At 51.7% G+C, this 25,030-nt stretch carries 27 protein-coding genes; 21 read left to right on the forward strand and 6 right to left on the reverse strand.

What is annotated here, in order from left to right; genetic code table 11:
- Positions 1–24 precede the first annotated feature (24 nt).
- On the forward strand, positions 25–1,338 hold the full coding sequence (locus MVO87_RS01675; RefSeq protein ID WP_297512695.1) for a glycosyltransferase family 2 protein: 1,314 nt from the start codon (positions 25–27) through the stop codon (positions 1,336–1,338).
- Here the strand turns inward: MVO87_RS01675 and MVO87_RS01680 are convergent.
- The 5 genes from MVO87_RS01680 to MVO87_RS01700 all read right to left on the reverse strand — a co-directional run bounded on the left by MVO87_RS01680 (position 1,331) and on the right by MVO87_RS01700 (position 7,251).
- Positions 1,331–1,825: a hypothetical protein gene (locus MVO87_RS01680; protein WP_297512694.1), complete on the reverse strand. Its 495-nt coding sequence runs from the start codon at positions 1,823–1,825 to the stop codon at positions 1,331–1,333. The two genes, MVO87_RS01675 and MVO87_RS01680, sit on opposite strands and share 8 nt — an antisense overlap.
- Complete coding sequence (gene ttuA, locus MVO87_RS01685) at positions 1,822–2,736, reverse strand: tRNA-5-methyluridine(54) 2-sulfurtransferase (RefSeq protein WP_297552014.1); 915 nt, start codon at positions 2,734–2,736, stop codon at positions 1,822–1,824. The genes MVO87_RS01680 and ttuA overlap by 4 nt, the downstream gene beginning before the upstream one ends.
- Before the next feature lie 47 nt (positions 2,737–2,783).
- Positions 2,784–4,460, reverse strand: a complete 1,677-nt coding sequence (locus MVO87_RS01690; protein WP_297551978.1) for a hypothetical protein — start codon at positions 4,458–4,460, stop codon at positions 2,784–2,786.
- A 133-nt stretch (positions 4,461–4,593) separates the two neighbouring features.
- Positions 4,594–5,637 carry a DUF4855 domain-containing protein gene (locus MVO87_RS01695; protein ID WP_297515712.1) on the reverse strand — a complete coding sequence of 348 codons (1,044 nt, stop codon included), beginning with the start codon at positions 5,635–5,637 and terminating at the stop codon, positions 4,594–4,596.
- A 150-nt stretch (positions 5,638–5,787) separates the two neighbouring features.
- A complete protein-coding gene (locus MVO87_RS01700; RefSeq protein WP_297515715.1) occupies positions 5,788–7,251 on the reverse strand; it encodes an NAD(P)/FAD-dependent oxidoreductase in 1,464 nt (487 codons plus the stop codon).
- Positions 7,252–7,411: 160 nt separating this feature from the next.
- Between MVO87_RS01700 and MVO87_RS01705 the strand changes: the two genes are divergently transcribed.
- The 8 genes from MVO87_RS01705 (at position 7,412) to MVO87_RS01740 (ending at position 14,327) form a co-directional block, all read left to right on the forward strand.
- The gene (locus MVO87_RS01705; RefSeq protein WP_297515721.1) at positions 7,412–7,966 is read left to right on the forward strand and encodes a CBS domain-containing protein; all 555 of its coding nucleotides are present in this window, start codon (positions 7,412–7,414) and stop codon (positions 7,964–7,966) included.
- Positions 7,967–8,005: 39 nt separating this feature from the next.
- Complete coding sequence (locus MVO87_RS01710) at positions 8,006–9,148, forward strand: cation:proton antiporter (RefSeq protein ID WP_297551980.1); 1,143 nt, start codon at positions 8,006–8,008, stop codon at positions 9,146–9,148.
- Positions 9,149–9,158: 10 nt separating this feature from the next.
- On the forward strand, positions 9,159–10,283 hold the full coding sequence (locus tag MVO87_RS01715; protein ID WP_297551981.1) for a cation:proton antiporter: 1,125 nt from the start codon (positions 9,159–9,161) through the stop codon (positions 10,281–10,283).
- A 102-nt stretch (positions 10,284–10,385) separates the two neighbouring features.
- Complete coding sequence (locus MVO87_RS01720) at positions 10,386–11,000, forward strand: MarC family protein (RefSeq protein WP_297513631.1); 615 nt, start codon at positions 10,386–10,388, stop codon at positions 10,998–11,000.
- 64 nt (positions 11,001–11,064) lie between these two features.
- Positions 11,065–12,372 carry a histidine--tRNA ligase gene (hisS, locus tag MVO87_RS01725; RefSeq protein ID WP_297513664.1) on the forward strand — a complete coding sequence of 436 codons (1,308 nt, stop codon included), beginning with the start codon at positions 11,065–11,067 and terminating at the stop codon, positions 12,370–12,372.
- Positions 12,373–12,470: 98 nt separating this feature from the next.
- A complete protein-coding gene (locus MVO87_RS01730) occupies positions 12,471–12,857 on the forward strand; it encodes a DUF262 domain-containing protein (RefSeq protein WP_297513634.1) in 387 nt (128 codons plus the stop codon).
- Complete coding sequence (locus MVO87_RS01735; protein ID WP_297513637.1) at positions 12,854–13,687, forward strand: GmrSD restriction endonuclease domain-containing protein; 834 nt, start codon at positions 12,854–12,856, stop codon at positions 13,685–13,687. The genes MVO87_RS01730 and MVO87_RS01735 overlap by 4 nt, the downstream gene beginning before the upstream one ends.
- A 64-nt stretch (positions 13,688–13,751) precedes the next feature.
- Positions 13,752–14,327, forward strand: a complete 576-nt coding sequence (locus MVO87_RS01740; RefSeq protein ID WP_297513640.1) for a DUF1524 domain-containing protein — start codon at positions 13,752–13,754, stop codon at positions 14,325–14,327.
- 130 nt (positions 14,328–14,457) lie between these two features.
- On the opposite strand, the gene MVO87_RS01745 is transcribed toward MVO87_RS01740, so the two are convergent.
- Positions 14,458–15,210 carry a phospholipase D-like domain-containing protein gene (locus tag MVO87_RS01745; RefSeq protein WP_297513643.1) on the reverse strand — a complete coding sequence of 251 codons (753 nt, stop codon included), beginning with the start codon at positions 15,208–15,210 and terminating at the stop codon, positions 14,458–14,460.
- A gap of 137 nt (positions 15,211–15,347) precedes the next feature.
- Between MVO87_RS01745 and MVO87_RS01750 the strand changes: the two genes are divergently transcribed.
- The 12 genes from MVO87_RS01750 (at position 15,348) to MVO87_RS01805 (ending at position 25,027) form a co-directional block, all read left to right on the forward strand.
- Positions 15,348–15,599, forward strand: coding sequence for a hypothetical protein (locus tag MVO87_RS01750; protein WP_297513646.1), 252 nt, complete (start codon positions 15,348–15,350; stop codon positions 15,597–15,599).
- A 295-nt stretch (positions 15,600–15,894) separates the two neighbouring features.
- Entirely contained in the window at positions 15,895–16,167 is a 273-nt protein-coding gene (sso10a, locus tag MVO87_RS01755) for an Sso10a family chromatin protein (protein ID WP_297513648.1), read from the forward strand.
- A 160-nt stretch (positions 16,168–16,327) separates the two neighbouring features.
- Positions 16,328–16,906, forward strand: coding sequence for a SipW-dependent-type signal peptide-containing protein (locus tag MVO87_RS01760; protein WP_297513651.1), 579 nt, complete (start codon positions 16,328–16,330; stop codon positions 16,904–16,906).
- A gap of 33 nt (positions 16,907–16,939) precedes the next feature.
- A complete protein-coding gene (locus tag MVO87_RS01765; RefSeq protein ID WP_297513653.1) occupies positions 16,940–17,698 on the forward strand; it encodes a SipW-dependent-type signal peptide-containing protein in 759 nt (252 codons plus the stop codon).
- On the forward strand, positions 17,695–17,955 hold the full coding sequence (locus MVO87_RS01770) for a hypothetical protein (RefSeq protein ID WP_297551984.1): 261 nt from the start codon (positions 17,695–17,697) through the stop codon (positions 17,953–17,955). Before MVO87_RS01765 ends, MVO87_RS01770 begins: the two co-directional genes overlap by 4 nt.
- Entirely contained in the window at positions 17,952–18,440 is a 489-nt protein-coding gene (locus tag MVO87_RS01775; RefSeq protein ID WP_297513659.1) for a hypothetical protein, read from the forward strand. Before MVO87_RS01770 ends, MVO87_RS01775 begins: the two co-directional genes overlap by 4 nt.
- Entirely contained in the window at positions 18,437–19,351 is a 915-nt protein-coding gene (locus MVO87_RS01780; RefSeq protein WP_297513666.1) for a signal peptidase I, read from the forward strand. The genes MVO87_RS01775 and MVO87_RS01780 overlap by 4 nt, the downstream gene beginning before the upstream one ends.
- The gene (locus tag MVO87_RS01785; RefSeq protein WP_297551986.1) at positions 19,332–20,354 is read left to right on the forward strand and encodes a DUF5305 family protein; all 1,023 of its coding nucleotides are present in this window, start codon (positions 19,332–19,334) and stop codon (positions 20,352–20,354) included. The genes MVO87_RS01780 and MVO87_RS01785 overlap by 20 nt, the downstream gene beginning before the upstream one ends.
- 47 nt (positions 20,355–20,401) lie before the next feature.
- Positions 20,402–23,143, forward strand: coding sequence for an alanine--tRNA ligase (gene alaS, locus MVO87_RS01790; RefSeq protein WP_297514398.1), 2,742 nt, complete (start codon positions 20,402–20,404; stop codon positions 23,141–23,143).
- 68 nt (positions 23,144–23,211) lie between these two features.
- Positions 23,212–23,769, forward strand: a complete 558-nt coding sequence (locus MVO87_RS01795; RefSeq protein ID WP_297514395.1) for a hypothetical protein — start codon at positions 23,212–23,214, stop codon at positions 23,767–23,769.
- A 1-nt stretch (position 23,770) separates the two neighbouring features.
- Positions 23,771–24,442 (forward strand): hypothetical protein, encoded by a 672-nt coding sequence (locus tag MVO87_RS01800; protein WP_297514393.1) that lies wholly within the window; start codon positions 23,771–23,773, stop codon positions 24,440–24,442.
- Between the two features lie 165 nt (positions 24,443–24,607).
- Positions 24,608–25,027 (forward strand): ATP-binding cassette domain-containing protein, encoded by a 420-nt coding sequence (locus MVO87_RS01805; RefSeq protein ID WP_297514390.1) that lies wholly within the window; start codon positions 24,608–24,610, stop codon positions 25,025–25,027.
- Positions 25,028–25,030 lie beyond the last annotated feature (3 nt).

The raw sequence follows: 25,030 nt of genomic DNA on the forward strand, positions 1-25,030 counted from the left end.
AGGCCCTCCCTCAAATTCCAATCCGTGCTTTACTTGTACATTCTCCTGCTCGCGGGGTTTTCAGTGTTAGTTCCCGTTCCTTACATACTTGAGGCCGTTCTCCTGTTCCTCTTTTTGATGGTCTCGTCCGGGCTTGTCTTTTACACTCTTCTGATTCTGGCCACTCAGAGAGATTATCCGACGGAACCAAAGCCAGTTCCTACTGGATTCTTTGAACCGACTGTCTACGTTCTTATTCCTGCTCACAACGAAGAGACTGTCATAGAGAAGACAGCCCGCTCCGTACTCAACCAAAACTACTCAAACTTCAAGGTGTTTTTGATAAACGATAACTCGACCGATGGAACGCTTGAGGTTATGAGAAGAATGGAGTCCTCGTGGAGTGGAAAGGTTTTCGTTATCAACGTTCCGCCTCACAGGGGTAGAAGCAAGCCGAGGGCCCTTAATTACACCCTTGAACTCATTGAGACTGCGTTTAAATGGCCTGATTACATCTTCATACTGGACGCCGATTACCTCATTGGGCCCAACGCTCTGAGGACCCTCGTCGGTATCATGGAGGGGGCACCGAACTATGTTATCGGCGTTCAGGGGAACGTCAGGCCGAGGAACTGGGACAAGAACTTCATCACGCGCTTCATAACCCTCGAGAGACTCGTTGGTTTTAACGTGGCCATCGAGGGTGACATGAAGCTCAACGAAAACGGCAAATACGGGGGAACCGTGGCGTTACTTCGGTTCTCGCACCTTCTACGCCTCGGTAAGTTCCGTGAGGACTCCGTCACTGAGGACACTGACCTATGGGCGAGGGCGCTCATCGAAGGCTACCGCTTCTGGTACTACCACGGTGTAGTCGGCTGGGAGGAGGCCGTCGAAACGCTCAGAGACTACGTTAGACAGCGCTCCCGCTGGGCCCAGGGGCATCTCCAGGTCATGCTCGACTACTACTGGCCGGTTCTAAGGAGTTGCTCTGGCCTCATGGAGGCATTCATAGAGCACTTTTATATGATGAGTTACCTCGTTCCGGTCTTCTGGTTCCTGTCCGTTGTTCTCAACGGCTACCTTGTCCTCTCCGGAGGCGTTCCTCTGGCCCTTGCTAGGCCTCAGCTCTTCCTGTCTGTTTCGATTCTTGCGTTTCTTGTCTTTTGGGTCTCGGTTGCCTATTCGAACTGGCTTGAAAAACGGAGAACTGGGTTTGGAGTCCAGTGGTGGTTCGTTGGGGCTTACCCCGCTTACTTCCTTCTCTTCGTCCTTGCGGGGGTTGTTTACACGATGCGTGGCCTGCTGAGGCTCCTCGCCGGCAGGCTCCACTGGGAGAAGACGAGGCGCTTCACTTAAAGGGGTCCTTGAGTGCGAGCCTGTCGAGCTCTCCGTTCAGGACTTCAGAGTAAAGAAATGAGACCGCTTTCAGGTTGTCCACAAATCCCTGAAGTGCGTGCTCGAAAATGCCTTTCAAGATGAGCATGACTGCGAGGAATGCGTACCCTCCCCTCAAGACATCGGCGGTTATAAAAATCAGTCCTGTGAGAACATGGAGCATTGCGTAGCCGCCGAGGGGAGGGGAGTAACGACTGAAGAACCGCCAGTACGCCGTGAATCGCATCTTCTCAAGCTCTCCCTTTAAATCTGAGTACATGAGTGCGGAGGTTGTAAAGAAAGCCCATGAGGTGAGGTATATTATGGCGGGGGCCAACTGGCCGTTCACGGTATTCACTCCTGTTATCACAATAGAGACAGCTGAACACATCCAGAGGAAGATAGTGTACGCTTTCATGACTGTGATGAAAGTCCTTCTCAGCTTTGGGAATGTTGCAACGGTTCTCATCGCCTCACCCTAAAGTCTATCGGTTTCTCCAGTCTCCAGAACCTGCAGAAAGAGCAGACCTCACCGCTCGACGGCATTCCGCAGACTCTGCACTCCCTCAGCTCGGCCTCCTGGAGCTCTGTCTCGAAGAGGTGCTTCTTCCTCAAAAAGCCCTTGACGAAGTTGATTTTCGTCCCGGGCCTCTTTTCCTCCATCTCGTTGAGTATCTCCTTGTATTCAATCGTTGTCGCTCCAACGGAATAGGGACACTCCTCCATCATGTACTCGATGCCATTAGCGAGAGCGTAGGCTACCACTTCCCTCTCTGTGACCTCGTACAGCGGTTTGACCTTCTTCACGAGCTTGCCGTTGAACTGGCTTGGGGTCACAGGCCCCTGCTTCGCTAAGTACTGCGTGTTCCAGTGCATCATGTTCGAGAAGATGAAGCTCGCCTCGTCGTCGAGGTTGTGGCCAGTAGCGACAGCGTCGAAGCCGTTGTCGTAGGCGAACTTGTTGAATATGTACCTCTTCGTTAGACCGCAGTAGGAGCACGTCGGTCTTCTCGTTTTCACCTCGCCGATTCCCTTCCCGAGGAGCTCCTTAACGCGGACGATGTGGAGAGGAACGCCTAAGGCCTCACACTGTTTTTTAGCATAGCTCTCGCTCTTCTCGCTGTACTCGCCGATTCCAAGGTTTATGTGAAGGCACTCGATGTTGTAGCCGAGCTTCTTGAGGATGTAAGCGGTAACGGCCGAGTCCTTCCCGCCGCTGACAACCACCAAAACCCTCTCGTCAGGCTTGAGCATCTTGTAGCGCTCTATCGTCCGTTTGACCTTTCTCTCGAAGTACTCCCTGAAGTGCTCCTCGCAGAGGTACATTTTTGGGTAGTGAAGCTTGATGAAGGCGGGCTTTTCGCAGAACTTGCACCTCATCGGCATTTCTTTCCACCGGAAATAAAAGAGAGAGGTGGCTTTTAACGTTAACCTTTGGTCGATTCTCTGCGTTGCACTCTTCTCACTGGAAGCGCGGCACCCAGCGCGACAATCGCTATCAGCCCGGGTCCGCAGATGCTTTTTTCTTTTGGTGTGGCGGTTGTTTGAGTAACTCTCACCGAGGTGTTTGACTGCCACTCCAGACCGCACAACCCAAAGGTTACGCTCGAGTTGAACGGGTTCGGCAAGTTCCTAACCAAATCCCCCTTCAAACTCATAAGCCTGAGCAAGTCAAAGACCGGCCTTAAAGTCCCGTTCACGTAATAAAGAGCGTAAACGCCAGAGGAGTTGTCAACCGGCAGAAGGAAACCCCCGGGAACCCACACCAGCCGGGTAACGCTGTAGTGGAACCATGCATCGGGCGTTATGAGGTAGCCGTTTCCGTTCTTTGCCGCTGCTAACTTCCATCCCCAAACCCTCGGCGGGTAATACTTCGCCAACTCCTTCAACGGAATCCTGAGGGTTGTGTCGTTAAAGTGAAAAACCATGTAGTTCCCTTCAACCGTTCCGTTGGCGACGAAGCCCGGGAAGTTGTGGAAGTTGCCAATTAACATCCAGCAAGTTCCGTTGAGCCGGTAAGCGATGGAAGAGTTCAACACTGGAGGAGACTTCTCCCAGAGGAGCTCGTAGTGATTTCCCCAAACGCCGAACTTGAACTCGTATCCACCGAAGGTCCATTGTTCCTCTGTGCTCGTCCACGTTGGCGAGAGGTTGAAGAAGGCGGGTGTTCCGTCCACTACGAGGTAGGGATAATAGAAGGGAATCCAGTCATCAACCGTAACGGTCAAAACTGCTGAGGAACCGTTCGAAACGAGGGAATAATGAAGCTTGTAGTATCGGGAATAAATGGTGTCCTCAAAGTAGTTGAGAATGTCCCGCTGCGTCGCCCGCGTTATCAATCTTTGGAGCGTGATGACGGGGTTTTTTAGATTCCTCAACGGGTCGCCTTGGGGAGTAATCAACCTTAGGACGTCCACGAGGGGTTTTAGCTTCCCCTCCGCGTAGAGGAGGATTGGGATTGATTGATTGGCCTTCAACTCAACGCCCTTCGAAAGGTTAGTGCCGATGTAAACTTTTCCATTGGCCTTCCAGTAACTCAAGCGGAGCGGGTAGATGAGAAAGGCTTTTCTGTGGATTGCCACGTAAGAGGCCGTTGTTGAGTTCCAGATGTAAACCACGTCCCTGTAAATGACTCCCCTGAGGTCGTTTAAGAACTGCTCCGGATAGTATTTGGAAAGGTCTCCCTCTGGAATCTTGAGGGTTGTGTTTGAGCCGTTAAACACCACGTAGTTCCCCTCTAAGTGTCCAACCATCTGGGAATTCTTGGTGTAGTGTGTAACGACCACCGGCAGTGCAACTTCTTTATCTCCGGCGGACGGACCAATCCCGAGGAAGTAGTCGTAGGTTGTGCCATTTTTCGCCTGCCAGTGGAGGACGGGAGTGTCGTCATAAGAAAAGATGGTAAAGTTGTTAGTTGGCCATGGGAGTGTTACGTTTCCGAGCCTGTAAGTGATTCCAGGGAAGTTCGTTAGGTTCACGTACTCAAAAGTCCAGTTAGTGATGTTGTAGTAAGAGGGGTATGCGAAGTAGAGGAGGCGATACTCGCCAGGGGACGAGTCGTTTACTTTCCAGTAGGGTTTTACTGTGAAGATGAAGTGCGGCAAGATTCCAATGCTTGCGGGTTTAAATCCCTTAACGGTAATTTGATAGGCCTGGAAGGTTTGAGGTGTTGAGGCGGAGACCCCTTGAGAAGAGATAATGGAAATTAGAAATAGGAGGATAAGAAAAAGACGGAGACTAGACATATGGCTCATTAAGTTCCCTCCAGCACTGCTCTTGAAGGGTGTCTATTACTTTGAAATCTGTACTGAAGTAGTATGCCAAGTTCGATGGCTTCCAGTCTATATCCTTTAGTGCTCTAACATAATCTAATGCGTAGTTGATTGCCTTTTGGGGATGGTGGTCTCTGCAGTGTTCATAACAAGTATGAATATTAGAATCACAGTTCATACCTTCTGGACAGTCCCCTGGGCTGGTACAATGAATTCCCAGTACGGTCCTGTCGGCTTCCATTTCTATTGAGGCCGTTGTTATTTTGGCATTTGGATTGTGTTCTCTAATCTTCGTGGGAAGCTCCTCGTAAACCCAGCGAACCTTCTCCACAAGCTTCTCGTAGGTATACTGTAAGCCGAGATTCCCTTTTTCATCGACCTTGGAGTACTCGTAGTAGTTTGGCTGGACGAAAACGTAGTCAAAGTAGCCACCAATCGTAAGAATACCATCATAATCCGGGTCATTCAAATAGGACACGCCTCTAACTGAGCTTCCGCTTCCTGTTGCAGGAATCCAGATGAATTCTTGGTTGTGATTGTGGATATACTCTGCCATCTCTCGAATAAACTCTTCAGTAACATGGGCTTCATCATGTGGAGTTGCTTGGAGGCAGCTCTCGTAACTCCAGAAGAAGCCGAGCCTATTATTGTCAAAGACACTAAGAACACCGTCAATCCAGTCCTTCCAGTAGGAGTTGGCGAAACCCTTGGATGGGTCATCTCTCAGCTTTTTACTCCCGTACTGGGAAAACGGTATCGTGACGTAGTATTTTATCGAGCTGATGTGGGACATAATCCAGAGAGCCAGATAGCGACCATCCTCGTACCCATTGCCTGTGTAACCAATGTTCTCTCCCTGGTTACCAAGAAACACGACCCTGTCAAAATACCTCTTCTTAAACCACTGAACAACCTCATCATAGGAGGTCGGCACCCTGCCTCCAAGAGTCATCCTTGATATGTACACACCATTATCCCACATAACCCACCACAAACCAAACTTCGACATAAGGAATCACCAACGTAAGTAAGTAACTAACAATATAAAAACCTTTCTGTTAAATAAACATGACTTAAATAGGATAAATAGTCCCAAAACAAACCAAATTCAGAGAGTAGTAACCACTTACAATCCCCCTGTTCATGAACTCGGTTTCACCTACTCAAGCGCCTCAATTCTCTCCTTCCAGTTCCCGGGCTTCCTGAAGTCCTTCTCCGTGTGGAGGCCCTCCTTCTTGAGTATCCCTCTCGCCGCCAGAAGCCCTGTCGCGGCCGCGTTGACTATGTCCCTGCTCAAACCTGCTCCGTCGCCGGCGGCGAAGATTCCCTCAATGCTCGTTTCGAGGTTCTCGTCCACCTCGACCTTCATGGCGTAGTACTTGATTTCTGGCGCGTAGAGGAGAGTATGGTCGCTCGCAACACCCGGCAGAACCCTGTCGAGCTTTTCCAGGCCCTCTATGATGTTCGTCACGACGCGGTGGGGCAGGGCCATCGCTATGTCGCCGGGCGTTACGTTCTTTAAGGTGGGCTCGACGTCGCTCCTCCTTATCCTCGCCCACGTGCTCCTCCTTCCCCTCCGCAGGTCCCCGAGGCGCTGAATGAGGGGCTTTCCACCGCCTATCGTGGTAGCTAACTGCGCTATGCTCTTGCCGTAGGCTGTCGTATCCTCTACAGGCTCGGTGAGCTCTATCCTGCTCAGGAAGGCGAAGTTGGTGTTGTTGCTCTTCTTCTCGTGCATCGAGTGGCCGTTCACACCGACGTAGCCGTCGTAGCGCTCCTCGACGACGAAACCGTTCGGGTTAGTGCAGAAGGTTCTAACAAAGTCGTCGTAGGTGTCGGTGTAGATGTGGAACTTGGGGTCGTGGTTTATGCTCGTTATCGGCTCCATGACTATGGCCGGAACCTCGACGCGGACGCCAACGTCAATAGGCCCGTGCCTCGCCTTGAGGCCTATTCTCTGGGCCACCTCGTGGAACCAGTCGGCTCCGCCCCTGCCCGGGGCGACGATTATGTAGCGGGCTTTAATCTCGAAGACGTCCTTTCCGCGCCTAACCTTAACCCATCCCTGGCCGAACTCAAGGGCCTTTGTCCAGAGGAGGAACTTCACGCCTTTGTTTTCGAGGTGTCTCTTTATGTCGTCTATGACCTCGGGCGTCCTGTCGGAGCCTATGTGCCTCTGGATTATCGGGATGAACTTTACTCCCGCCTGCGCCGCCCTCTGCTCCCAGTATCTAACCTGTTCGGGGTCGCCCTTGTAGAGGTTCCTCGGTGCTTTATGCCTTAGAAAAATCTGGTCGACCTCCCAGACGAGCTGCCAGGCGTAGTTTTCGTCGTTCGTCAGTTCGCTTAGGTCGCCTCCGATGTCCGGGCGGAGGTTTATCGTGCCGTCGCTTAATCCGCCGGCTCCTCCAACGCCGCTCATTATGTGGCAGGGCTTGCACTCGACGCAATAACCGAGCTCGAACATGGGGCAAACTCTCTGCTTGACGTCGCCACCTTCGTCGATGACGAGAACCCTCAGGTCGCTCTTTTCAGCCAGCTCGTAGGCCGCGAAGAGACCTGCGGGTCCGGCTCCGATAATCACAACGTCGTAGAACCTTTCGCCTCCGTTTCCGGAAACCATATTTCCCTTGCCGAGTTCTATGACTTTGGCCTTAAAAATCTTTTGGCAAGTTTTTGGTTAATTTATTGATGAAAAAGCGAATTTTTTGACATTTTTTGCTCAATACAAACCCCGAAATCTTTAAACGCCCTTGCACATTAGCGTCCTATCAGTGGGGAAAATGGAACCATTGAACTCGGGGGAAGTGCCCAAGGACGTTAAGACAAAAAAGGTTCAGATAATCCATACCAAGCGCAGAATGCTCCAGCTCAAGCGCAAGGAGGAACTTAGCCACAACATCCGCTACATCTCAAAGGTCCCCGTGAAGCTTGTAATGGACAGGGAGTTTCTGACCCTTCACCCGGAGGACTCCTTATCAAAGCTCGTCCAGAGCCTCAGGGGTGAGGAGAGCTCTGCGGTGGTTGTTGACGATGAAGGTAAACTCCTCGGCTTCATCACGATGAAGGACCTCCTCCGCTTCTTCGAACCCCCGAGGAGGTACTCCATAGTGGGCATAAACCTGCTCAAAAAGTACTCCATAAACAACGCTTCCCGCGTGGAGGACATAATGGTTCGAAAGCCCATAACGATTCACGTCAATGAAAACCTCGGGCGGGCGATACGGATAATGCTCGAAACCGGAAAGCACCACCTCCCGGTGGTTGATGATAAAAACCGCGTTCACGGTATCCTGGAGGTCAAGGACATAATCCGTCTGATACGCATAGTGTCATAGTAACGGCTGGAATCTAAAGCACCCACAGGGATGATAATCATGGACGTGTTCCTGGAGCTGGCTCTAATACTAATCGTTGCGAAGCTCTTCGGCTACCTCGCCGTTCGCCTCGGCTTTCCAGCGGCCCTCGGCCAGCTGATTGGCGGGATTCTAATCGGGCCGTCCATTCTGGGACTGGTCGGCTTCGACGAGGCCGTGAAGCTCCTGGCTGACCTCGGCGTCGTCATGCTGCTCTTTCTGGCGGGCCTCGAAACGGACGTTGAGGAGTTCAAGCACGTCGGCATTCCCGCCTTTATAATAGCGTCCCTCGGCGTTCTCATACCCTTCATCCTCGGCTACGTCGGGGCTCTGGCCTGGGGATATTCGAACATTGAGGCAATGTTCCTCGGTGGGGTTCTGACCGCCACGAGCGTTGGTCTCACCACGAGCATACTTATGGAGATGAAGAAGCTCCGCACGAGGGTCGGAACGACGATTTTAGCTGCTGCCGTCGTTGACGACGTCCTCGGCATCATCGTGCTCACGATACTCGTTGGAATAAACACCAGGGGGAGCGTCTACTTCAAGGACCTCCTCATAATCCTCGGCGAGGTCGTCCTTTACTTCGGCATTGGCCTTCTTATCGGCAATCCCGCCGTCAGGGAGGCTTTGAAGCTTTCGGAGAGAATCACTTTACCTGAGACCGTTACGGCTTTTGCCATAGCGATAATGCTTATCTTCGCCTACCTCGCCGAGCAGTTCCAGATAGCGGGCATAACCGGTGCCTATCTGGCAGGTCTCCTCGTGGCGAGCACCGACGAGGCGAAGGAAGTTGACAGAAAGTTCATGACGATAGGCTACTCCCTCTTCATTCCAGTGTTCCTCGTGAGCATAGGCATAGAGAGCGACGTGCGGGTTTTAGCCCACGCTGGAACCTTTGCCCTAATCTACGCCATACTCGCGATAGTGAGCAAGGTGGTCGGATGCGGCTTCGGCGCCTTCGTCTCGAAGTTCAGGCCGATTGAGTCCCTTCAGGTGGGCGTTGGCATGATACCCCGCATGGAGGTGGCCCTCATCATGGCCAACGTGGCCCTCAACGAGGGCGTCTTCGACAGCGGGACGTTTTCCATACCGGTCACGATGGTTCTGGTGACGACGATAGTGACGCCGTTCCTCCTGAAGTGGGCATTCTCAAGGGAATAGGGGCGGTAGCATGGAGATACTCCTCCTGATAGCGGTAATGCTCGCGACGGCGAAGCTGATGGGGTATCTCTTCGAGAGACTGGGTCAGCCCGTTGTCCTCGGCCAGATATTCGGGGGCCTGCTGATTGGCATCTTCTTCGAAACTAACCCGGTGATAGGCCAGTTCGCCAACCTCGGCGTCCTCCTGCTTCTCTTCATGGCCGGTCTTGAGAGCGAGCTGGAGGAGTTCAAGCGCGTTGGAAAGCAGAGCGTCGTTGTTGCGAGCCTCGGCGTTCTGGTCGCTTTCCTCTTCGGCTTTGCCGTGGCTTACCTCTTCGTCCCCCTCCACGAGGCAATCCTCTACGGTGCGATGATGACACCGACGAGCGTGAGCATAACGGTAAAGGTGCTCATGGAGATGAGGAAGCTCAACACGCGCGAGGGGACGACGATTTTAGCGGCTGCGGTCGTGGATGACGTCCTCGGAATCCTCGTTCTCACCGTGGCGATTTCGATGATAAAGGGAGGCGAGGTCAACTACGCGAGCCTCGCCGAGGTCGTTCTCTCGGTCTCTCTACTCCTCTTCTTCTTCCTCTACTTCGGGCCCGGCCTCGCGGACAGGGTCTTTCGCATTCTCTCAAGGATTGACCTGCCCGAGAGCGAGACGGCCTTTGCCCTCGTTTTCCTCATAGTCTTCGCCTTCCTCGCCGAGCACCTGAACCTCGCCTCGATTCTCGGTGCCTATCTGACGGGCCTCGCCCTCGGCCAGAGCTCCAAGAAGAAGACGATAATGGACCACATGAACGTCCTCGGCTATTCCCTCTTCATCCCGCTCTTCTTTGTCGAGGTCGGGATGAGGATAGAGCTGGACTACATCCTCCACGCGGGCCTCTTCGCGGTCCTCTACACCATTGCCTCCATAGTGAGCAAAATAGTCGGCTGCGGCCTTGGCGCCAAGCTGGCCGGCTTTGACTGGGGTGCCTCCCTCAGGATAGGCGTCGGAATGATTCCGAGGATGGGTGTTGAACTGGCGATGCTGGCCGTTGCCATGGGGAGCGGAATAATAGGCCCCGACGCCCTGACCGTGGCGATTCTCATGGTGTTCGTTACGACTGTGATAACACCGCCCCTGCTCAAGTGGCTCTATTCGAGGTAGCTCCGCCAACCGAGTGTTCATCACGACTCAGCCAGTGCCGGTTTCGTCATCGCTCGCCCTGGGTTGGCATAGGTTTTTAAATTGCTTTCCCCAGCTTCCAGCATGAGCGAGCTCTCAACGATACTCAGCTCGGCACTGCTGATGCTCATCATGATTGACCCGAGCGACAAGATACTCCTCGTTAGCTTCCTGCGCGAGGATTTTCACATAGAGGACATAAAGGCCCTAATCGTGAGAGCCAACCTGATAGGCTTCCTTCTCCTGGCGAGCTTCGCGGTGGCAGGTCAGATAATCCTCCAGGAGATTTTTCACATCGACATAAACGCCCTGAAGGTTGCCGGGGGCTTCGTTCTCTTCAAAATTGGTCTCGAGGCTTTAGAAGGCGGTGGAATGTTCACGCTGAAGAGGGAACGCGATATTCTGGCTTTGGCCGCCGTCCCCGTCGCGATGCCCCTCATAGCTGGCCCCGCCGCTATAACCGCGGTAATAACCCTCACAGCAGAATACGGCTATCTCGTCTCGCTCTCCGCAACGGCCATAGCGATTGCAGTCGTTGCGCTCTCGATGTTCGTGGCGCTCTACATGATGAAGTCCGTCAACAAAACCTTCCTGAGCGTTACTATCAGGATAATCGGTCTCTTCATAATGGCCATTGGGGCTCAGATGATGGTCGAGGGCGTCGTTGGGATATACCTCCTCATGACATCTTCTGGATAAACGTCAAACTTTGTCGGGATAACCTTTTAACTCCTCCCTTCCCTCTTCCGAAAAGGTGAGAGGGATGAAGGTTGAGCGCGTTAAGGGGACGAGGGACTTTTTACCGGAGGAGATGGCGAAGAGGAGATGGGTCTTCGAGAGGATTCGCGAGGTCTTCGAGCGCTATAACTTTCACGAGGTTCTCACGCCAACTTTCGAATACACTGAGCTCTTCAAGCTCAGGAGCGGTGAGGAAGTTGTAAAACAGCTCTACGCCTTCCTCGACAAGGGCGGGAGGGACATCTCGCTCCGCCCGGATATGACTTCGAGCGTCGCGAGGCTCTACGTTTCAGCCTTCCAAACGGCTCCGAAGCCCATCAAGTGGTACTACATCGCCAACATGTTCCGCTACGAGGAACCGCAGAGCGGTCGCTACCGCGAGTTCTGGCAGGCGGGCGTTGAGCTCATCGGGAGCGATAAGGTTGAGGCCGACGCCGAGGTTATAGCGCTCTTCACCGAGAGCTACCTCGCCACAGGCCTTGAGGACTTCACGGTGAACATCGGCGACCGCGTTCTGCTCGACGAGTTCGCCAAGATGCTCGGCGTCAAAGACGATATCGGGCTCATGAGGCTCATAGACAAGAAGGACAAGCTTACCCAAGAGGAGTTCGTCAAAGCTTTGAAAGACTTCGGGCTGAGCGATGAAGGAGTCGAGAAGGTTCTCTCGCTGATTGAAATTAAGGGCGAGTCAAATGAAGTCCTCCCAAAGGCCGAGGAGCTCTTCACGAGTGAGAAAGCCAAAGCCGAGATAAGGCGCCTCTACGAGCTGGTTGACCTGCTCGACGCCTATGGAGTCTCGAAATGGATTAGGATTGACCTCGGAATAGCGCGCGGTTTTGACTACTACACGAGCGTGGTTTTTGAGGCGATAGCGCCGAACGACCTCGGAATCGGCTCGATTGGCGGTGGTGGCCGTTACGACAACCTCATCGAGGTCTTCGGTGGCAAGCCTACGCCAGCGACGGGTTTCGCAATAGGCATAGAGAGGCTCATCCCGATACTCGAGTGGAAGGGCCTTATACCCGAAATCAGGCTCAGGCCCGACGTTTACGTGATTCCCATCGGAAAGGATGTTGAGCTCAGAAAGACGGCCATCGAGGTGGTATCTGCCCTCAGAAGGGCGGGCGTTAAGGCCGACGTCGAGCTTACTGGGAGGAAGCTGAGGAAGGCCCTCGACCATGCTGGCAGGCTCAACGTGCCGTACGTGGTTCTCATCGGGAAGAGGGATCTCGAGAACGGCAACGTCACGATAAGGGACATGGAAACGGGCGAGCAGAGGGTCGTGAAGAAAGAAGACGTTGTGAAGGAGCTCTTGGAAGCTCTGGGGCTTTAGAATTTTTGGCCAATTGTTCTTTTCATTGCACCGTAACTTTTAAACCTGGTTTTGTGAATTACTGGAGTGTTATGTTATCATGTTAGTTGGTGGAGAAAATGGACAAGCTTGACCCCAAGATGGAAGGGCTCTTAGACATATTAAAACAGGCTGAAATGGGAAAACTTGTTTTGCCTCAGTTTCAGAGAGACTTCGTGTGGTCAAGGCAGGATATCGAGGATTTGTTGGTATCTTTGCTTAATGGGTACTTTGTTGGCACATTTCTTTTCCTCAGAACAGACCCTACAAAACCTCCATTCAAATGGAGACCAATTCAAGGTGTCCGTCTGCCAGTTGATAGGGAGGGTAACTATATTGCGGAGCCTGAGGCTATGATTCTTGATGGCCAGCAAAGGATAACGTCACTGCACTATGTTTTTTATGCACCTCCAAAAGATGTTGTCACACCAAAGTACACCACTAGGCGATACCTCTTTTCTTCTTGAGGCTTGAGGAGTTAGAGAATGGTAATGTTGAAGAAGCCGTGTTTAGCGTAAATGAGGACGATGCCGAGAGACACAAGTACTTTGACAAAGCTTATCAGTTTGAGAAAAGGATAGTGCCGTTCACGGAGTTATCCAGCAAGGAAAAGTGGAAGGCTTGGAAGGATGGGTTTGTTGATTACCATATTGGAAAATATTCCGATGAATTAAAAGATAGAAATGTTGGATTTGATGAAGGGTGGAAACTAGTCCAGGAGTATAGAAGGTCACTGGAAGAAAAAATTAATGTGTGGGAGAAGTACATTAACAACCTCTTGGACTTTAAAGTCCCAGTCTTGTACTTGCCAAAAATTGGGCCAGATGACAAACAAAAACTTAGTGAAGTATGCACAATTTTTGAGAAAATGAACAGTACGGGGGTCCGGTTGTCGGTCTTTGATTTACTAACGGCCAGACTCTACAAGGAGGGTATTGACCTTCATCAGATGTGGCAGGATACCCTTGATGTATTTGGTAACATCAAGAAATTATCTGAGGACAATCCAGACCTCTTCAAAGTGTTGCTACTCAGGGCACTGGGGCTTATGAGAGTGCTCAGGGATAAAGATAAGGGTGAGAAGGAGATTAGCGATGTTAAAAACAGGTCTTTGATTAATCTGTCACCAGTTGGTTTCGAGGAAGATTGGTGGATTATGGCAAAGTATTTTGACAGAGCCATTGAGAGTTATGAGCACCAATCAAGATGGGTTTGGAGCATTCTTGCCAAAGTGGGTTCCATACAAACCCATACTTCCAGTATTGGCGACACTTCTTTACTATGTGGAAGGCACTAAGGAGCTATCCCCCACAGAAAAGAGCAGGGCATATACCCTGATAAGACAGTGGTACTGGAGTTCGGTGTTCACCGAGAGGTATAGCAGTGCGGTTGAATCCAAGTCTCTGAGCGACACATTGGAACTAATAGAAGCCTTCAAGAACTCCGAGTCTGTGCCTTCAATGGTTGCCGACGCGAGGACCAAGATTACATCCCTAAACTTTTATACTGTCTCTCGGAGTGGGAGTGCAGTTTACAGGGGCATAATGAACTTGATAGCTCTGAATCATGCGAGGGATTTCCTTCAGGTTGATGCTATTGAGTTCCACAATCTGGAAGACCATCATATATTTCCCCAAGCCTTTCTGAGGAGGCAGGGATTTGGAAACAAAGATAAGTCGAAAATTAACACTATACTTAATAGGACGCTTATCACTGATGAGACCAACAGAAAAATCTCAGCGACGTCTCCCAGGGAATATCTCAAATGGATTCCAGGAGATGTGGAGGAAGTTTTAAGGCCACACTTCATTGACTCGGAATGCATTGAGGCTATGAAGGAGAACAATTATGAAAGGTTTTTGAAAAGACGAAATGAGCTTATACTTAACAGAATCAAAGAGCTCATAGGTCAGCCTCAGCCCAAAAACTCAGTTTGACGCCAATGTTATCTGTGTCCTTGGTATTTAGCTTGAACTCCTTTGCCTTCCTCTTCATCCTCCACTCCTCAAGCCTTCGGACGAAAGGAGGGCGGGCGCGCCACATTTGGGGTATCCAAAGCCTCATTCTCTAAAACCCCCTTCTAATCTCGTTGAAGTAATTCAAGAGAACATCCGCCATTTCCCTGGACTCGATTCTAACGCTGACCTCGTGGTTCCAGTCGAGAGCGGCTTCGCTCCAGTTGTGGCTCCCAATGTACACGATTCTGCCGTCTATAATGACCATCTTCGTGTGAAGGGTCGTTGACGGCGAATCGAAAACTACATCGACGCCGTTGGAGCGCAGGTAGTTGTAAGCGGCCCTGTTGTCATCTATGCTGTTTTCAAGCACAACGTGAACGCTCACACCCCTCCTTCTGGCCTCAACGAGGGCCCTGATTAGGTCGTTGGCGTGGTCGTAGCTGTCCGCGGGGTCGTACTTCATGAGGAACATTGTTACGTAAATGCTCTTCTTGGCGCTTTTCAAGTCGTTTATTAGTCGCATGTAGTACTCTCCATCGATTAGCAGTTCTGGTTGGGAGAAGTTTTCTTTTGTCCCTTCTTGACCCTTCGTAATGCACTCCCTGTATTTCTCGGCAAGTTCGATTAGGTTCTCGCGGGTCTGATTCAGCGTTGCGTTCAGGAGGGACAGCTCTTCTGTGCAGCGGGTAAGGTTTTCTCTCAGCTCGGCCTCTGCACTTTTGTTTTCTACAATAACCGTCTTCGTAATAGTGATTGTTTTTGTGAAAGTTTCTGTTTTCTCCACTGTCACCGTTTTTGTCTTATCTCCTGTTTCCTGGCCGAGGCATCCTGCGGTGAGAATGACCGCAATGATTATGAACACCAGCACAGAGTTTTTTGGTCTCATAGAGCATCAGTTCCCCGTGACATTTAAATTACTTATGGGTGAATTGTTGTTGTTTGGGATGATGAGTCTGGAGCCCCCTGATTGGTGACGACGTTTCGCGGGGCTGACCGGTCATGAAGAGACGTATCTGCCGCGAGTACATCGAGGAGATTGAGAGGCTTGAGCGCTCTATCCGCGAGCTTGAGGAGGAGATAATAGAGCTGAGGATGCAGTTGAAGCTCAAGGTCGACGAGGTCAACAGGCTTGCCATCGAGAACGCGAGCCTAAGGCACAAGCTTGAGATGCAAAAGAAGACTTACCAGCGCATGGTCGAACTGCTGAAGAAAATGAAGTTCCCTATAATCCTCCTTCCAGATGATGAGTGATTCGGATGTAGTCTTGTACTCTTGTATGTATTTGTGTATTATTGTAGTTTTGCTATGTCCCTTAGTACTTTATTGTGTTTTTTCCAATGTAACTAGCTGAGCTCGGATTGCCCCTACTCCGAATGTTAGAGATTATCTAAATTACTATTAAAAATCTTGGATGTTATATAACCCACAAAGTTTAAATAGAACTTCGACGTTACTCTGTTTTGTATAACCAGGTTGTGCTACAATCTGTTCTCTAAAATACAGCTCTCAAATACGGCTTGCAATCTTTCCTGTTGGGGGTTGGGGCATGAGGCGTTCGAGAGTTGAAATTATTGCTGATATCCTAGAGTCAGCCAACGGTAAGGGTGCGACAAAGACCCAGATAGTTTACCGAGCGAATCTGAACTTCAAACTGGCCACGAACTACATACGGTACCTCCTCCAAAAGGGGTACCTTATTGAAGCCATAGAAGGTAACCGGCGGATATACAGGGTCACGGACAAGGGAAGAACGTTTTTACGCAGTTTCTCAACGATTTACCGTGAACTAGGTGATTTTGATTCCTTCGATGGCTTTTGATTTCTTCCAATGTCTCTGAACTTTGGGTCCTTTCGTTTTCTTTTCCGGAACAAAGTTACGGATTTCATGTCAGAACGTTCTGTTCTAAACTCATTTTCTTGGAGCTTATAAACCTGAAAAATAACATATAGTACGGGCATGTTGCCCGGAGGTGCATGGAATGAAGAGCGGAATCCTGGCCCTGTTGGTTGTTGGTGTTGTACTGTTTGGACTTGGAGCAGGAACTTGGGCGTACTTCGACGACACGGAGTCAAGCACTGGGAACTACATAACGGCGGACATTCTTAACCTTAAAGTCAGCCATGATAACAGCACTTGGTACGATGGAACTGACGTTCCCTCGAGCATTGATTTTGGGATGGTTTATCCCGGTTGGAGTGGTAGCGATAACGTTTACGTCATGAACGAGGGTGGACTTCCAGGTGAAGTCTATCTATACCTGAACTACTCCCTCGATGAGAACATCAACCCGGAGTCAGAGACCAACGGTGGACAGACCCTTGCGGATGTTATATACGTTAAGATTTACTACAACGATGCCCTCGTTTGGGAAGGCTATCTCAAGGACTGGACTTATGACGACCCCGGAAATATGCTTGACCTTGGGCCTCTCAACGGCGGGAAGACCGGAAAGATAACGGTTGAGGCGTCTATTGACTACAACGACGCTGGAAATGACATCCAGGGTGATAAGCTTATCTTCGATGTCCACCTCTACCTCAAGCAGGTGCAGGAGTGATTCCCTTTAACCTTTTTACTGGGGTGAGCAGGAATGCGCAGTGCCCTCTTTGCCTTTTTCCTGGTTGGAATCGTTGTATTGGCCGTGGGTTACGGCACATGGGCATACTTCAGTGACATTGAGGTCAGTGCCGGAGACTATGTGACTGCTGATACCCTTGACCTCGTGCTCACAGACCACACTAGCGATGCTAACGCTCAGTGGGGCTATTTTTACATAGCCCCTGGCAGGGTACCTGGGGTGAACGGAGGATATAGTGGGGGTGATAGGGCTATTCATATTTTCAACAACGGTACATACCCCAACACCACAGTCGAGATATGGTTCACATTTGAGTGCTATGAAGACAACGATGGTAATTACACAAATGGACTTCAGCCGGGCCCTGAATCAGATACTCTGCAGACAAATGAGAGTGCTTATCTAATGTTGAATGAAATAACATTAAACACTATGGAGTATACAGATAGTCAGGCTGTCCGTCTCATTTATGACAAAAAACTCACTAGTTCCGGGTATGATTACCTTGCTCCAGAGCTCAAAAGCGAGTTCAGTCCTGGACAGGAAATTACCCTTGCGGACTTGGCCAGAATGAAATTCGTGGGATTGCCAGGTCCGGAGCCTCTCTACGGGACGTTAGACACTAGCAGTAGTCAGTACCTGGATGAGCCCAACACTCAGCTCTCCTTGGATGGTCCCGAAGGAAAAATGCTAAACTCCAGCCAGAACTACTGGCAGGGCGACGTCTGTATAATGACCGTCCACGTGCGGTTAGTGCAGTCGGAGCCGTGAGCCCCATGCGGGTTCTCTACGCCATCTTTTTCTTTGTTGCAGTTACGTTCACACTATACCTCCTCACCATGTATGAGGTAGGCAACATTGAACCTCAGGCTTCAAGTGTCTTTGATAACGTGACCCAGAACGTCAGTGCCACTCCAGCCGAGATGACAATGGCCCTTGGAACGATTTCGTTCCTTGCGAGGGTTGGCCTCGCCGTGGTGTTCCTGACAATGGCAGTTTACGTAATCTCCGAGCTGGTGATGAAATGATGAGGGCTCTCTTGGCATGGCTCGTGGTCGTTTCAATTTTTGTCTACTCGTACTTCGGCTCGTTTGCTTACTTCTCGGATTCTGCTTCAATAAGGCTGTCGCTTCAAATGGAGCAGACTTCGGTTCAAATCAGCTGTGAAAACCTTACTCTCATTCACTGTCACTGCTCCTGCCCCTGCTTCTGCGGCTACTACATCCTCAGGGGCATTATTGTTAACACCACCGGCAACTCCACGCTTGATGGAATCTATTTCAATAGCAGGGGATGGGTTTTAGGCGGTGTGATTGTTGACAATTCAAGCTTTAGGGTTAGAACTGGCCAGTACATATCCATAAACGCTACTCTATCCCCCGGGGTTCACAACGTTTCCCTAATCTTCTACAGGACGAATCCCTGCAGAAATGGACATACCATGTACTTGGTGTTCTACATTAATGGTGGAGAGTACCCTCTGTCAATCGTTCCAAGGTGGTGTCGGCGATGAGAAGGCTTCTCTCATTCGCGGTCATCCTCGTGCTCCTGCTGACCTTTCCAAGGCTCAGGACGCTGACCCCGCTCGTTGTTCTAAGCGGAAGCATGGAGCCTTACTTCAATCCCGGTGATATGGTCTTAATAGAGCCGGTGAACGCCTCCGGTGTTCAAATCGGGGACGTGGTGGCCTTCCATCCGGCGTGGGCTAAGGGAGAAGAGGCGCGCAATACACTGTACACCCATAGGGTCGTTGGCATAATCAGGAACGCAACCGGTTTATACTTCGTCACCAAGGGGGACAACAACGAGGAAAATGACCCCGCGCCGGTTCCCGCCCAGAACGTCGTCGGGAAGGTCACCATCGTCCTTCCCTATCTTGGCTACCTGACGAGGCACAATCCGGATAGAAGGGTGCTCCTGGCTGTTTACGTGCTGTTCATTTTGCTCCCAGGAATTTACATACTCGTGTCCACGCTTCGAGGGCTCTCTGAGCGTCCAGTAGTAGCACGGAGGGAAGAACGCCTCCAGATAATTAGCTCAAGGTATTCCCGTCTTGTTTTCCCCAAGAAGGCTCTCTCCATATTCATCGGTTTTCTGCTGTTTTTCACTGTCTCACTAACTCCCCGGCTTGATTCGGCCGAAGATGGGTTTACCAACGGCGGAAAACTGCCGGTGCTCCTAATCTCAGAGGGAGTTCCTGGATACGTTTACCTCGACCCTGGCGACTCCTGCGCCTGCAACTACACATCCGCAGTGAACGCCGTTCTCCCGGTTCAGTGGCTTGTCTTTCTCTCCTGGATGCCCCTTTTTCCCCGGTCGCTCGCTCTTCTCCTAGCTCTGCTCTCAACTCTCATGCTGTATCCTCTCTGGACGTCCAGGTTCCCGAACGTGGAGGTGAAAAGGCATGGACCCCGCTTTATTTGAAGTCCTCCTTAAAATTAGGCGGAACTGGCTGGCCGTTTTCCTGCTTTCCCTGCTACTCTCCGGGGCGCTGGCGTACGCCTACACGGTGACCCCTGACGTCGTGCGCGAAACCTCAAAGGTCTCCAAGCCCCTCTACCGCTGGGGCAGTGTCCTCAACGCTTCCGCCGTCGTTGCAAAGGAGAACCCCATCTGGTCTTTGGGGGAGAGGGTTAGCCTTCCAATCTACCCCCTTGACGTCACCCCCGTGCTTGAGCCGACGCTAACATGGAAAATCTACGCCAAATCCGCCGACGTCAACGTCACCGCCCACATGAATGTTCTCTATTACGTCTCTTACAACGGCGAAAGGCTGTTTGAGAAAGTGTACAACGCATCTTCGGCATCGGGACATAACGGAGTTGTTCTTTCAATCCCAGTCAACGTCTCCGATGTCGTTTCAAGGATTGAGGCCGATGTGGCCTTCCTGAAGTTGCCCCGCTTTGAGAGCGGTATCGAGGTGAAAGGGGACTTCTCCTACTCGGGAACCGTCGAGGGAAAGCCCGTTTCGGGAAGCGGTTTCCTGAACGGAAACGTTAAAGTGTCCTACGGCTCGGTTTATACCTTTACCGGTGACGCCGTCAACGGCACGGGCACGTACACTGAAACTGTAACCTTCACGAGGCCGGTCAACCGCGTAAAGCGCACACTGCTTCTCGGAGGCTCTGTCCTGGCTATCGTCCTGGCCATTGTAGCGCTTGTGTTGAGGTTCCGCTTCAATCCATCTCCTGAGGAGGTGGAAAGGGCTGGGGCCATGGCGGAGCTCAGGCGGTACGGCAAGTGGATAAGCACGGGAAAGCTTCCGGAGAGCTACGTCCACTCACCGCCCAAGGTGGAGTTCCCGAGCCTCGGAGACCTCGTTGAAACGGCCATTGACCACGGAAAGAGGGTAATCCACGACCCGGAAAGGGGACTTTACTTCTTCGTTGACGGGGGAGTTCTCTACGTCTTCTCTCCGAAATCCTAACGAAAGCCTTTTTTACATCCCCTTTCAGTTACCCCCAGGTGAGAATTATGAGCATGGACATGACCACGAGAATGTTTAAAGAGGAAGGCTGGATAAGAAAGAAGTGCCCCAAGTGTGGCAAATACTTCTGGACGCTTGACCCGGACAGGGAAACCTGTGGCGACCCGCCCTGTGACGAGTACGGGTTCATTGGAAAGCCCGGCATACCGAAGAAGTACACCCTCGACGAGATGCGCGAGAAGTTCCTGAGCTTCTTTGAGAAGCACGGCCACGGAAGGGTCAAGCGCTACCCGGTTCTGCCGAGATGGAGAGACGATGTGCTTTTGGTTGGCGCTTCAATCATGGACTTCCAGCCCTGGGTAATCAGCGGTGAGGCCGACCCGCCCGCAAACCCGCTCACCATAAGCCAGCCCTCGATAAGGTTCACCGATATAGACAACGTCGGAATAACGGGCAGGCACTTTACGATTTTCGAGATGATGGCCCACCACGCCTTCAACTACCCGGGCAAGCCGATTTACTGGATGGACGAGACCGTTGAGCTCGCCTTCGAGTTCTTCACGAAGGAGCTCGGCATGAAGCCAGAGGACATTACCTTCAAGGAGAACCCCTGGGCTGGTGGAGGAAACGCCGGGCCGGCGTTCGAGGTGCTCTACCGCGGTCTTGAGGTTGCAACGCTCGTCTTCATGCAGTACAAGAAGGCCCCAGAAAACGCCGACCCGAGCCAGGTGGTCGAGATAAAGGGCGACTACTACGTCCCGATGGAGACGAAGGTCGTTGATACCGGCTACGGCCTTGAGAGGCTCGTCTGGATGAGCCACGGCACGCCCACCGCTTATGACGCCGTTCTCGGCTACGTTATCGAACCGCTCAAGAGGATGGCCGGCGTTGAAAAGATAGATGAGAGAATTCTGATGGAGAACTCCCGTCTCGCTGGAATGTTCGACATCGAGGACATGGGCGACCTGCGTTACCTCCGCGAGCAGGTGGCGAAGCGCGTCGGCATAACCGTCGAGGAGCTTGAGAAGGCCGTTAGGCCCTACGAGCTAATCTACGCCATAGCGGACCACACCAAGGCCCTAACCTTCATGCTCGCCGACGGCGTAATCCCGTCCAACGTCAAGGCAGGCTACCTCGCGCGCCTGCTAATTAGAAAGAGCATAAGGCACCTCCGCGAGCTCGGCCTCGAAGTTCCGCTCGCTGAAATCGTCGCGATGCACATCAAGGAGCTCTCGCCGACGTTCCCAGAGTTCAAGGAGATGGAGGACGTTATCCTCGACATAATCAATGTTGAGGAGAAGCGCTACCACGAGACCCTCAAGAGGGGAAGCGACCTTGTCAGGAGAGAAATAGCGAAGCTCAAGAAGAAGGGCATCAACGAGCTCCCGCTCGAAAAGCTCATCCTCTTCTACGAGAGCCACGGCCTTACCCCTGAGATAGTGGCGGAAGTGGCTCAGAAGGAGGGCATAAAGGTCGAGATTCCCGACAACTTCTACACGCTCGTGGCTAAACAGGCCGAGAAGACCGAGAAGAAAACCGCCGCTGAGTATGTAGTGGACTTCGAACTCGTTAAGGACTTACCCGAGACGAGGACGCTCTACTACGAGGACCCCTTCATGAAGGAGTTCGACGCCGAGGTCGTTAAGGTCATAGACGACTGGGTCGTGCTCAACCAGACGGCCTTCTACCCTGAGGGCGGAGGTCAGCCCTACGACACAGGAACGCTTGAGGTTGATGGGGAAGAGGTCAAGGTTACGAACGTCCAGAAGGTCGGGAAGGTAATCCTCCACCGCGTTGATAAACCTGAGCTCTTCAAGCCCGGAGCGAAGGTTCACGGAAAGCTCGACTGGGACAGAAGGATACAGCACATGCGCCACCACACTGGAACGCACGTCCTCATGGGAGCTCTCGTCAGAGTCTTAGGAAAACACGTCTGGCAAGCTGGAAGTCAGCTCCACACCGACTGGGCCAGGCTGGATATAAGTCACTACAAGCGCATAACCGAGGAAGAACTTAGAGAAATCGAGCGCCTCGCCAACCGCGTCGTCATGGAGAACAGGAAGGTGACCTGGGAGTGGCTTCCGAGGACTGAAGCGGAGATGAAGTACGGCTTCCGCCTTTATCAGGGCGGCGTCGTTCCCGGAAGAACGATAAGGGTCGTTAAAATAGAGGACTGGGACGTTCAGGCCTGCGGTGGAACGCACCTGCCGAACACAGGTTTAATCGGCCCGATTAAGATTCTAAGAACCGAGCGCATACAGGACGGCGTTGAGAGGATAATCTTCGCAGCGGGAGAAGCGGCAATCGACTGGATGCAGGAGACCGAGAGGCTTCTCAAGAAGACCGCCGAAATCTTCCGCGTCCCGCCCGAGAAGGTGCCAGAGACGGCGGAGAGGTTCTTCAACGAGTGGAAGGAGGCCAGAAAGGAGGCAGAGAAGCTCAGGAAAGAGTTAGCCAAGCTCCTCGTCTACGAGTTGGAGAACAAGGTCGAGAAGGTTGGCGATGTAGAGTTCATAGGCGGGGTCGTCGAGGGCACGATGGAGGACCTCCGCGAGGCTGCCAACAGGCTCAGGAAGGAGAAGAGGGTTGTAGTCCTCATCAGCAGGGAGGGTCACTTTGTTGTTGCAGTTGGCGATGGCCTCGACCTTAAAGCGGGAGAGCTGGCGAAGATAATAACCTCCGTCGCCGGCGGCGGCGGTGGCGGAAGGAAAGAGCTCGCCCAGGGCAGGATAAAGAACCCGCTGAAGGCCGAGGAGGCGATAGAGGAGGTCAAGAAGAGGCTCGGGTGAGCTTTGGTGAATGTCCTTTGAGAAGCCGTTATCTTTTTAAATCCTCTCTCTAACTTTTCTCGGTTGAAATGAGGGACGGCCTTAGAATAGTCCACGAGTTCTTCGAGGTTCAGAGGGAGGTCTTTTTCAGCTACCGCTGGGACGTGGTCAGCTATCTGATAGGCCTTCTAATCCAGGTTGCGGTGATGGGGATATTCGCCAGCCTGGTGACTATAAATGCGAACATCGAGCAGTACGGGACAGACTCTTTCCTCCAGTTCTTTCTGATAGGCTTCATCGTGCACAACATAATATTCCTTCCGCGGGGCAGCCTTTCCAAGCTCCTGATTGGGCGGAGCTTCCCAATGCTCTACGCCTCTCCAGCAGGAATGGTGGCGATCTTCGTGGGAATAAACGCTTGGAATGTTATCCGGAGCCTTATGATAATGGGCCTGATAACGGCAGTCTTCGTTCTCTTCTACGGCTTGGTCATACACATCAACCTCGGTGCTTTGCTTGTTATCCTTGCGGGCTTCACCCTCACTTTCGCCCTTGAACTTTTTTCGGCGGGCTTTCGGGCCGCAACTAAAGCCAGACAGGACCCCATAAACTGGAGTATGGTTACAATCAATAGCTGGGGGCGTTAAAATGGATGGCTGGAAGGGTACCCTCTTCCTTGGCATTGGCTATGCGGTTGTAATCAGCTGGGGCCTTGAACTGAGCATTAACAGGGTGTTTGGGGCTGTTTTTGGCTCAGGAATCAAATATTACGTCGCGAGTTTATGGGGGATAACCGTTCTAAGACTTTTGCTTATGGGCATCTTTCTTAAATGGTTAAATCTGAATTGGGCTAATCTGTGGAGAGGGGAGCCCTCGTTCAAGGGGCTGGGACTTGCCTTCCTCTGCGCCCTCGTTTTGTTGCTTCCAATAGCCGTTCCTGCACTCCTCATGAAAGCTTATCACCCCCAGATACTTGGGGAATACCGGTACTTTCTCAAACTCGCATCTGGAGATAGGGCCATGGCAGTGTTCGCTCTCTTTTCTCAGTACGTATACTACCTCGTAGAGGCACTGTCCGTCAATATGCTGTACCTTGGCAGTGCTAAGTTCGTGGGGGAAAAGAGCGCGATAGTGATTCCAATGGTTTTTTGGGGTGCAATGCATATTCTCCAGGCTCTGAACAGACCATTGCCCGTAGCCACTACAGTCGCAATTCTCGCTTCAGTAGAAGCGGGGGTAATGTATGGCTACGCCTACAAAACCGGCAACATGATTGGCCCGCTAATAATCTTCTTCACCGTGGTTACGTTTGCGGTGTAATGGCACGCTTTTTTGAATCTCTATCGGTTTTTGCTGTCGAATGGTTGTCACTATTTCAAAATCAGGACAGATATAGATACTACAATTGATGCTGAAAGTGAGAATCAGAGAGGACATCCCAAAAAACTTAGAAAATAGCACAGGAATTAGTAAAAGAAAATAAGCTTGACAGCGGGTCAGTTTTGGCAAACCCTAAAGTTTGAGGACGGAAAGTTCTACATTATAGCCGGCGCTTTGGGGAGCGGGAGGGCTACCCTTCTCAACATCTTGACATGCATAGACAGGCCGACGGACGGCAGGGTTATCGTGGACGGAACCGATATAACCGCGATGGGGGAGAAGGGGCTGAGGCGTTACCGCCTTGAGAACTTTGGGATAATATTCCAGTTCTTTTACCTCGTGCCCTACCTGACCGGCCTTGAAAACGTCATGCTCCCGATGAAGTACTCCCGGAAAATCGAGAACCCAGGGGGAGGGCGCTTAACAGGCTTGACGTCGTTAAAGCGCGGAGGAGCTAACGGAGCTTCGGGCGGCTTTTCATTCATTTTTTGGTTTTGGGCGGTTGGAAAAATTTTAACACCCTGATAA

This window comes from Thermococcus sp., assembly GCF_027063845.1.
Classification (GTDB): Archaea; Methanobacteriota_B; Thermococci; order Thermococcales; family Thermococcaceae; genus Thermococcus.

Coding starts and splice junctions, on each gene's coding strand:
- MVO87_RS01760 (WP_297513651.1), top strand. CDS start 16,328: ATGAAGAGCGGAATCCTGGCCCTGTTGGTTGTTGGTGTTGTACTGTTT.
- MVO87_RS01700 (WP_297515715.1), bottom strand. CDS start 7,251: ATGGTTTCCGGAAACGGAGGCGAAAGGTTCTACGACGTTGTGATTATC.
- MVO87_RS01775 (WP_297513659.1), top strand. CDS start 17,952: ATGATGAGGGCTCTCTTGGCATGGCTCGTGGTCGTTTCAATTTTTGTC.
- hisS (WP_297513664.1), top strand. CDS start 11,065: ATGAAGGTTGAGCGCGTTAAGGGGACGAGGGACTTTTTACCGGAGGAG.
- MVO87_RS01705 (WP_297515721.1), top strand. CDS start 7,412: ATGGAACCATTGAACTCGGGGGAAGTGCCCAAGGACGTTAAGACAAAA.
- MVO87_RS01780 (WP_297513666.1), top strand. CDS start 18,437: ATGAGAAGGCTTCTCTCATTCGCGGTCATCCTCGTGCTCCTGCTGACC.
- MVO87_RS01750 (WP_297513646.1), top strand. CDS start 15,348: ATGAAGAGACGTATCTGCCGCGAGTACATCGAGGAGATTGAGAGGCTT.
- MVO87_RS01720 (WP_297513631.1), top strand. CDS start 10,386: ATGAGCGAGCTCTCAACGATACTCAGCTCGGCACTGCTGATGCTCATC.
- alaS (WP_297514398.1), top strand. CDS start 20,402: ATGAGCATGGACATGACCACGAGAATGTTTAAAGAGGAAGGCTGGATA.
- MVO87_RS01715 (WP_297551981.1), top strand. CDS start 9,159: ATGGAGATACTCCTCCTGATAGCGGTAATGCTCGCGACGGCGAAGCTG.
- MVO87_RS01785 (WP_297551986.1), top strand. CDS start 19,332: ATGGACCCCGCTTTATTTGAAGTCCTCCTTAAAATTAGGCGGAACTGG.
- MVO87_RS01680 (WP_297512694.1), bottom strand. CDS start 1,825: ATGAGAACCGTTGCAACATTCCCAAAGCTGAGAAGGACTTTCATCACA.
- sso10a (WP_297513648.1), top strand. CDS start 15,895: ATGAGGCGTTCGAGAGTTGAAATTATTGCTGATATCCTAGAGTCAGCC.
- MVO87_RS01800 (WP_297514393.1), top strand. CDS start 23,771: ATGGATGGCTGGAAGGGTACCCTCTTCCTTGGCATTGGCTATGCGGTT.
- MVO87_RS01730 (WP_297513634.1), top strand. CDS start 12,471: ATGGACAAGCTTGACCCCAAGATGGAAGGGCTCTTAGACATATTAAAA.
- ttuA (WP_297552014.1), bottom strand. CDS start 2,736: ATGAGGTGCAAGTTCTGCGAAAAGCCCGCCTTCATCAAGCTTCACTAC.
- MVO87_RS01795 (WP_297514395.1), top strand. CDS start 23,212: ATGAGGGACGGCCTTAGAATAGTCCACGAGTTCTTCGAGGTTCAGAGG.
- MVO87_RS01695 (WP_297515712.1), bottom strand. CDS start 5,637: ATGTCGAAGTTTGGTTTGTGGTGGGTTATGTGGGATAATGGTGTGTAC.
- MVO87_RS01765 (WP_297513653.1), top strand. CDS start 16,940: ATGCGCAGTGCCCTCTTTGCCTTTTTCCTGGTTGGAATCGTTGTATTG.
- MVO87_RS01710 (WP_297551980.1), top strand. CDS start 8,006: ATGGACGTGTTCCTGGAGCTGGCTCTAATACTAATCGTTGCGAAGCTC.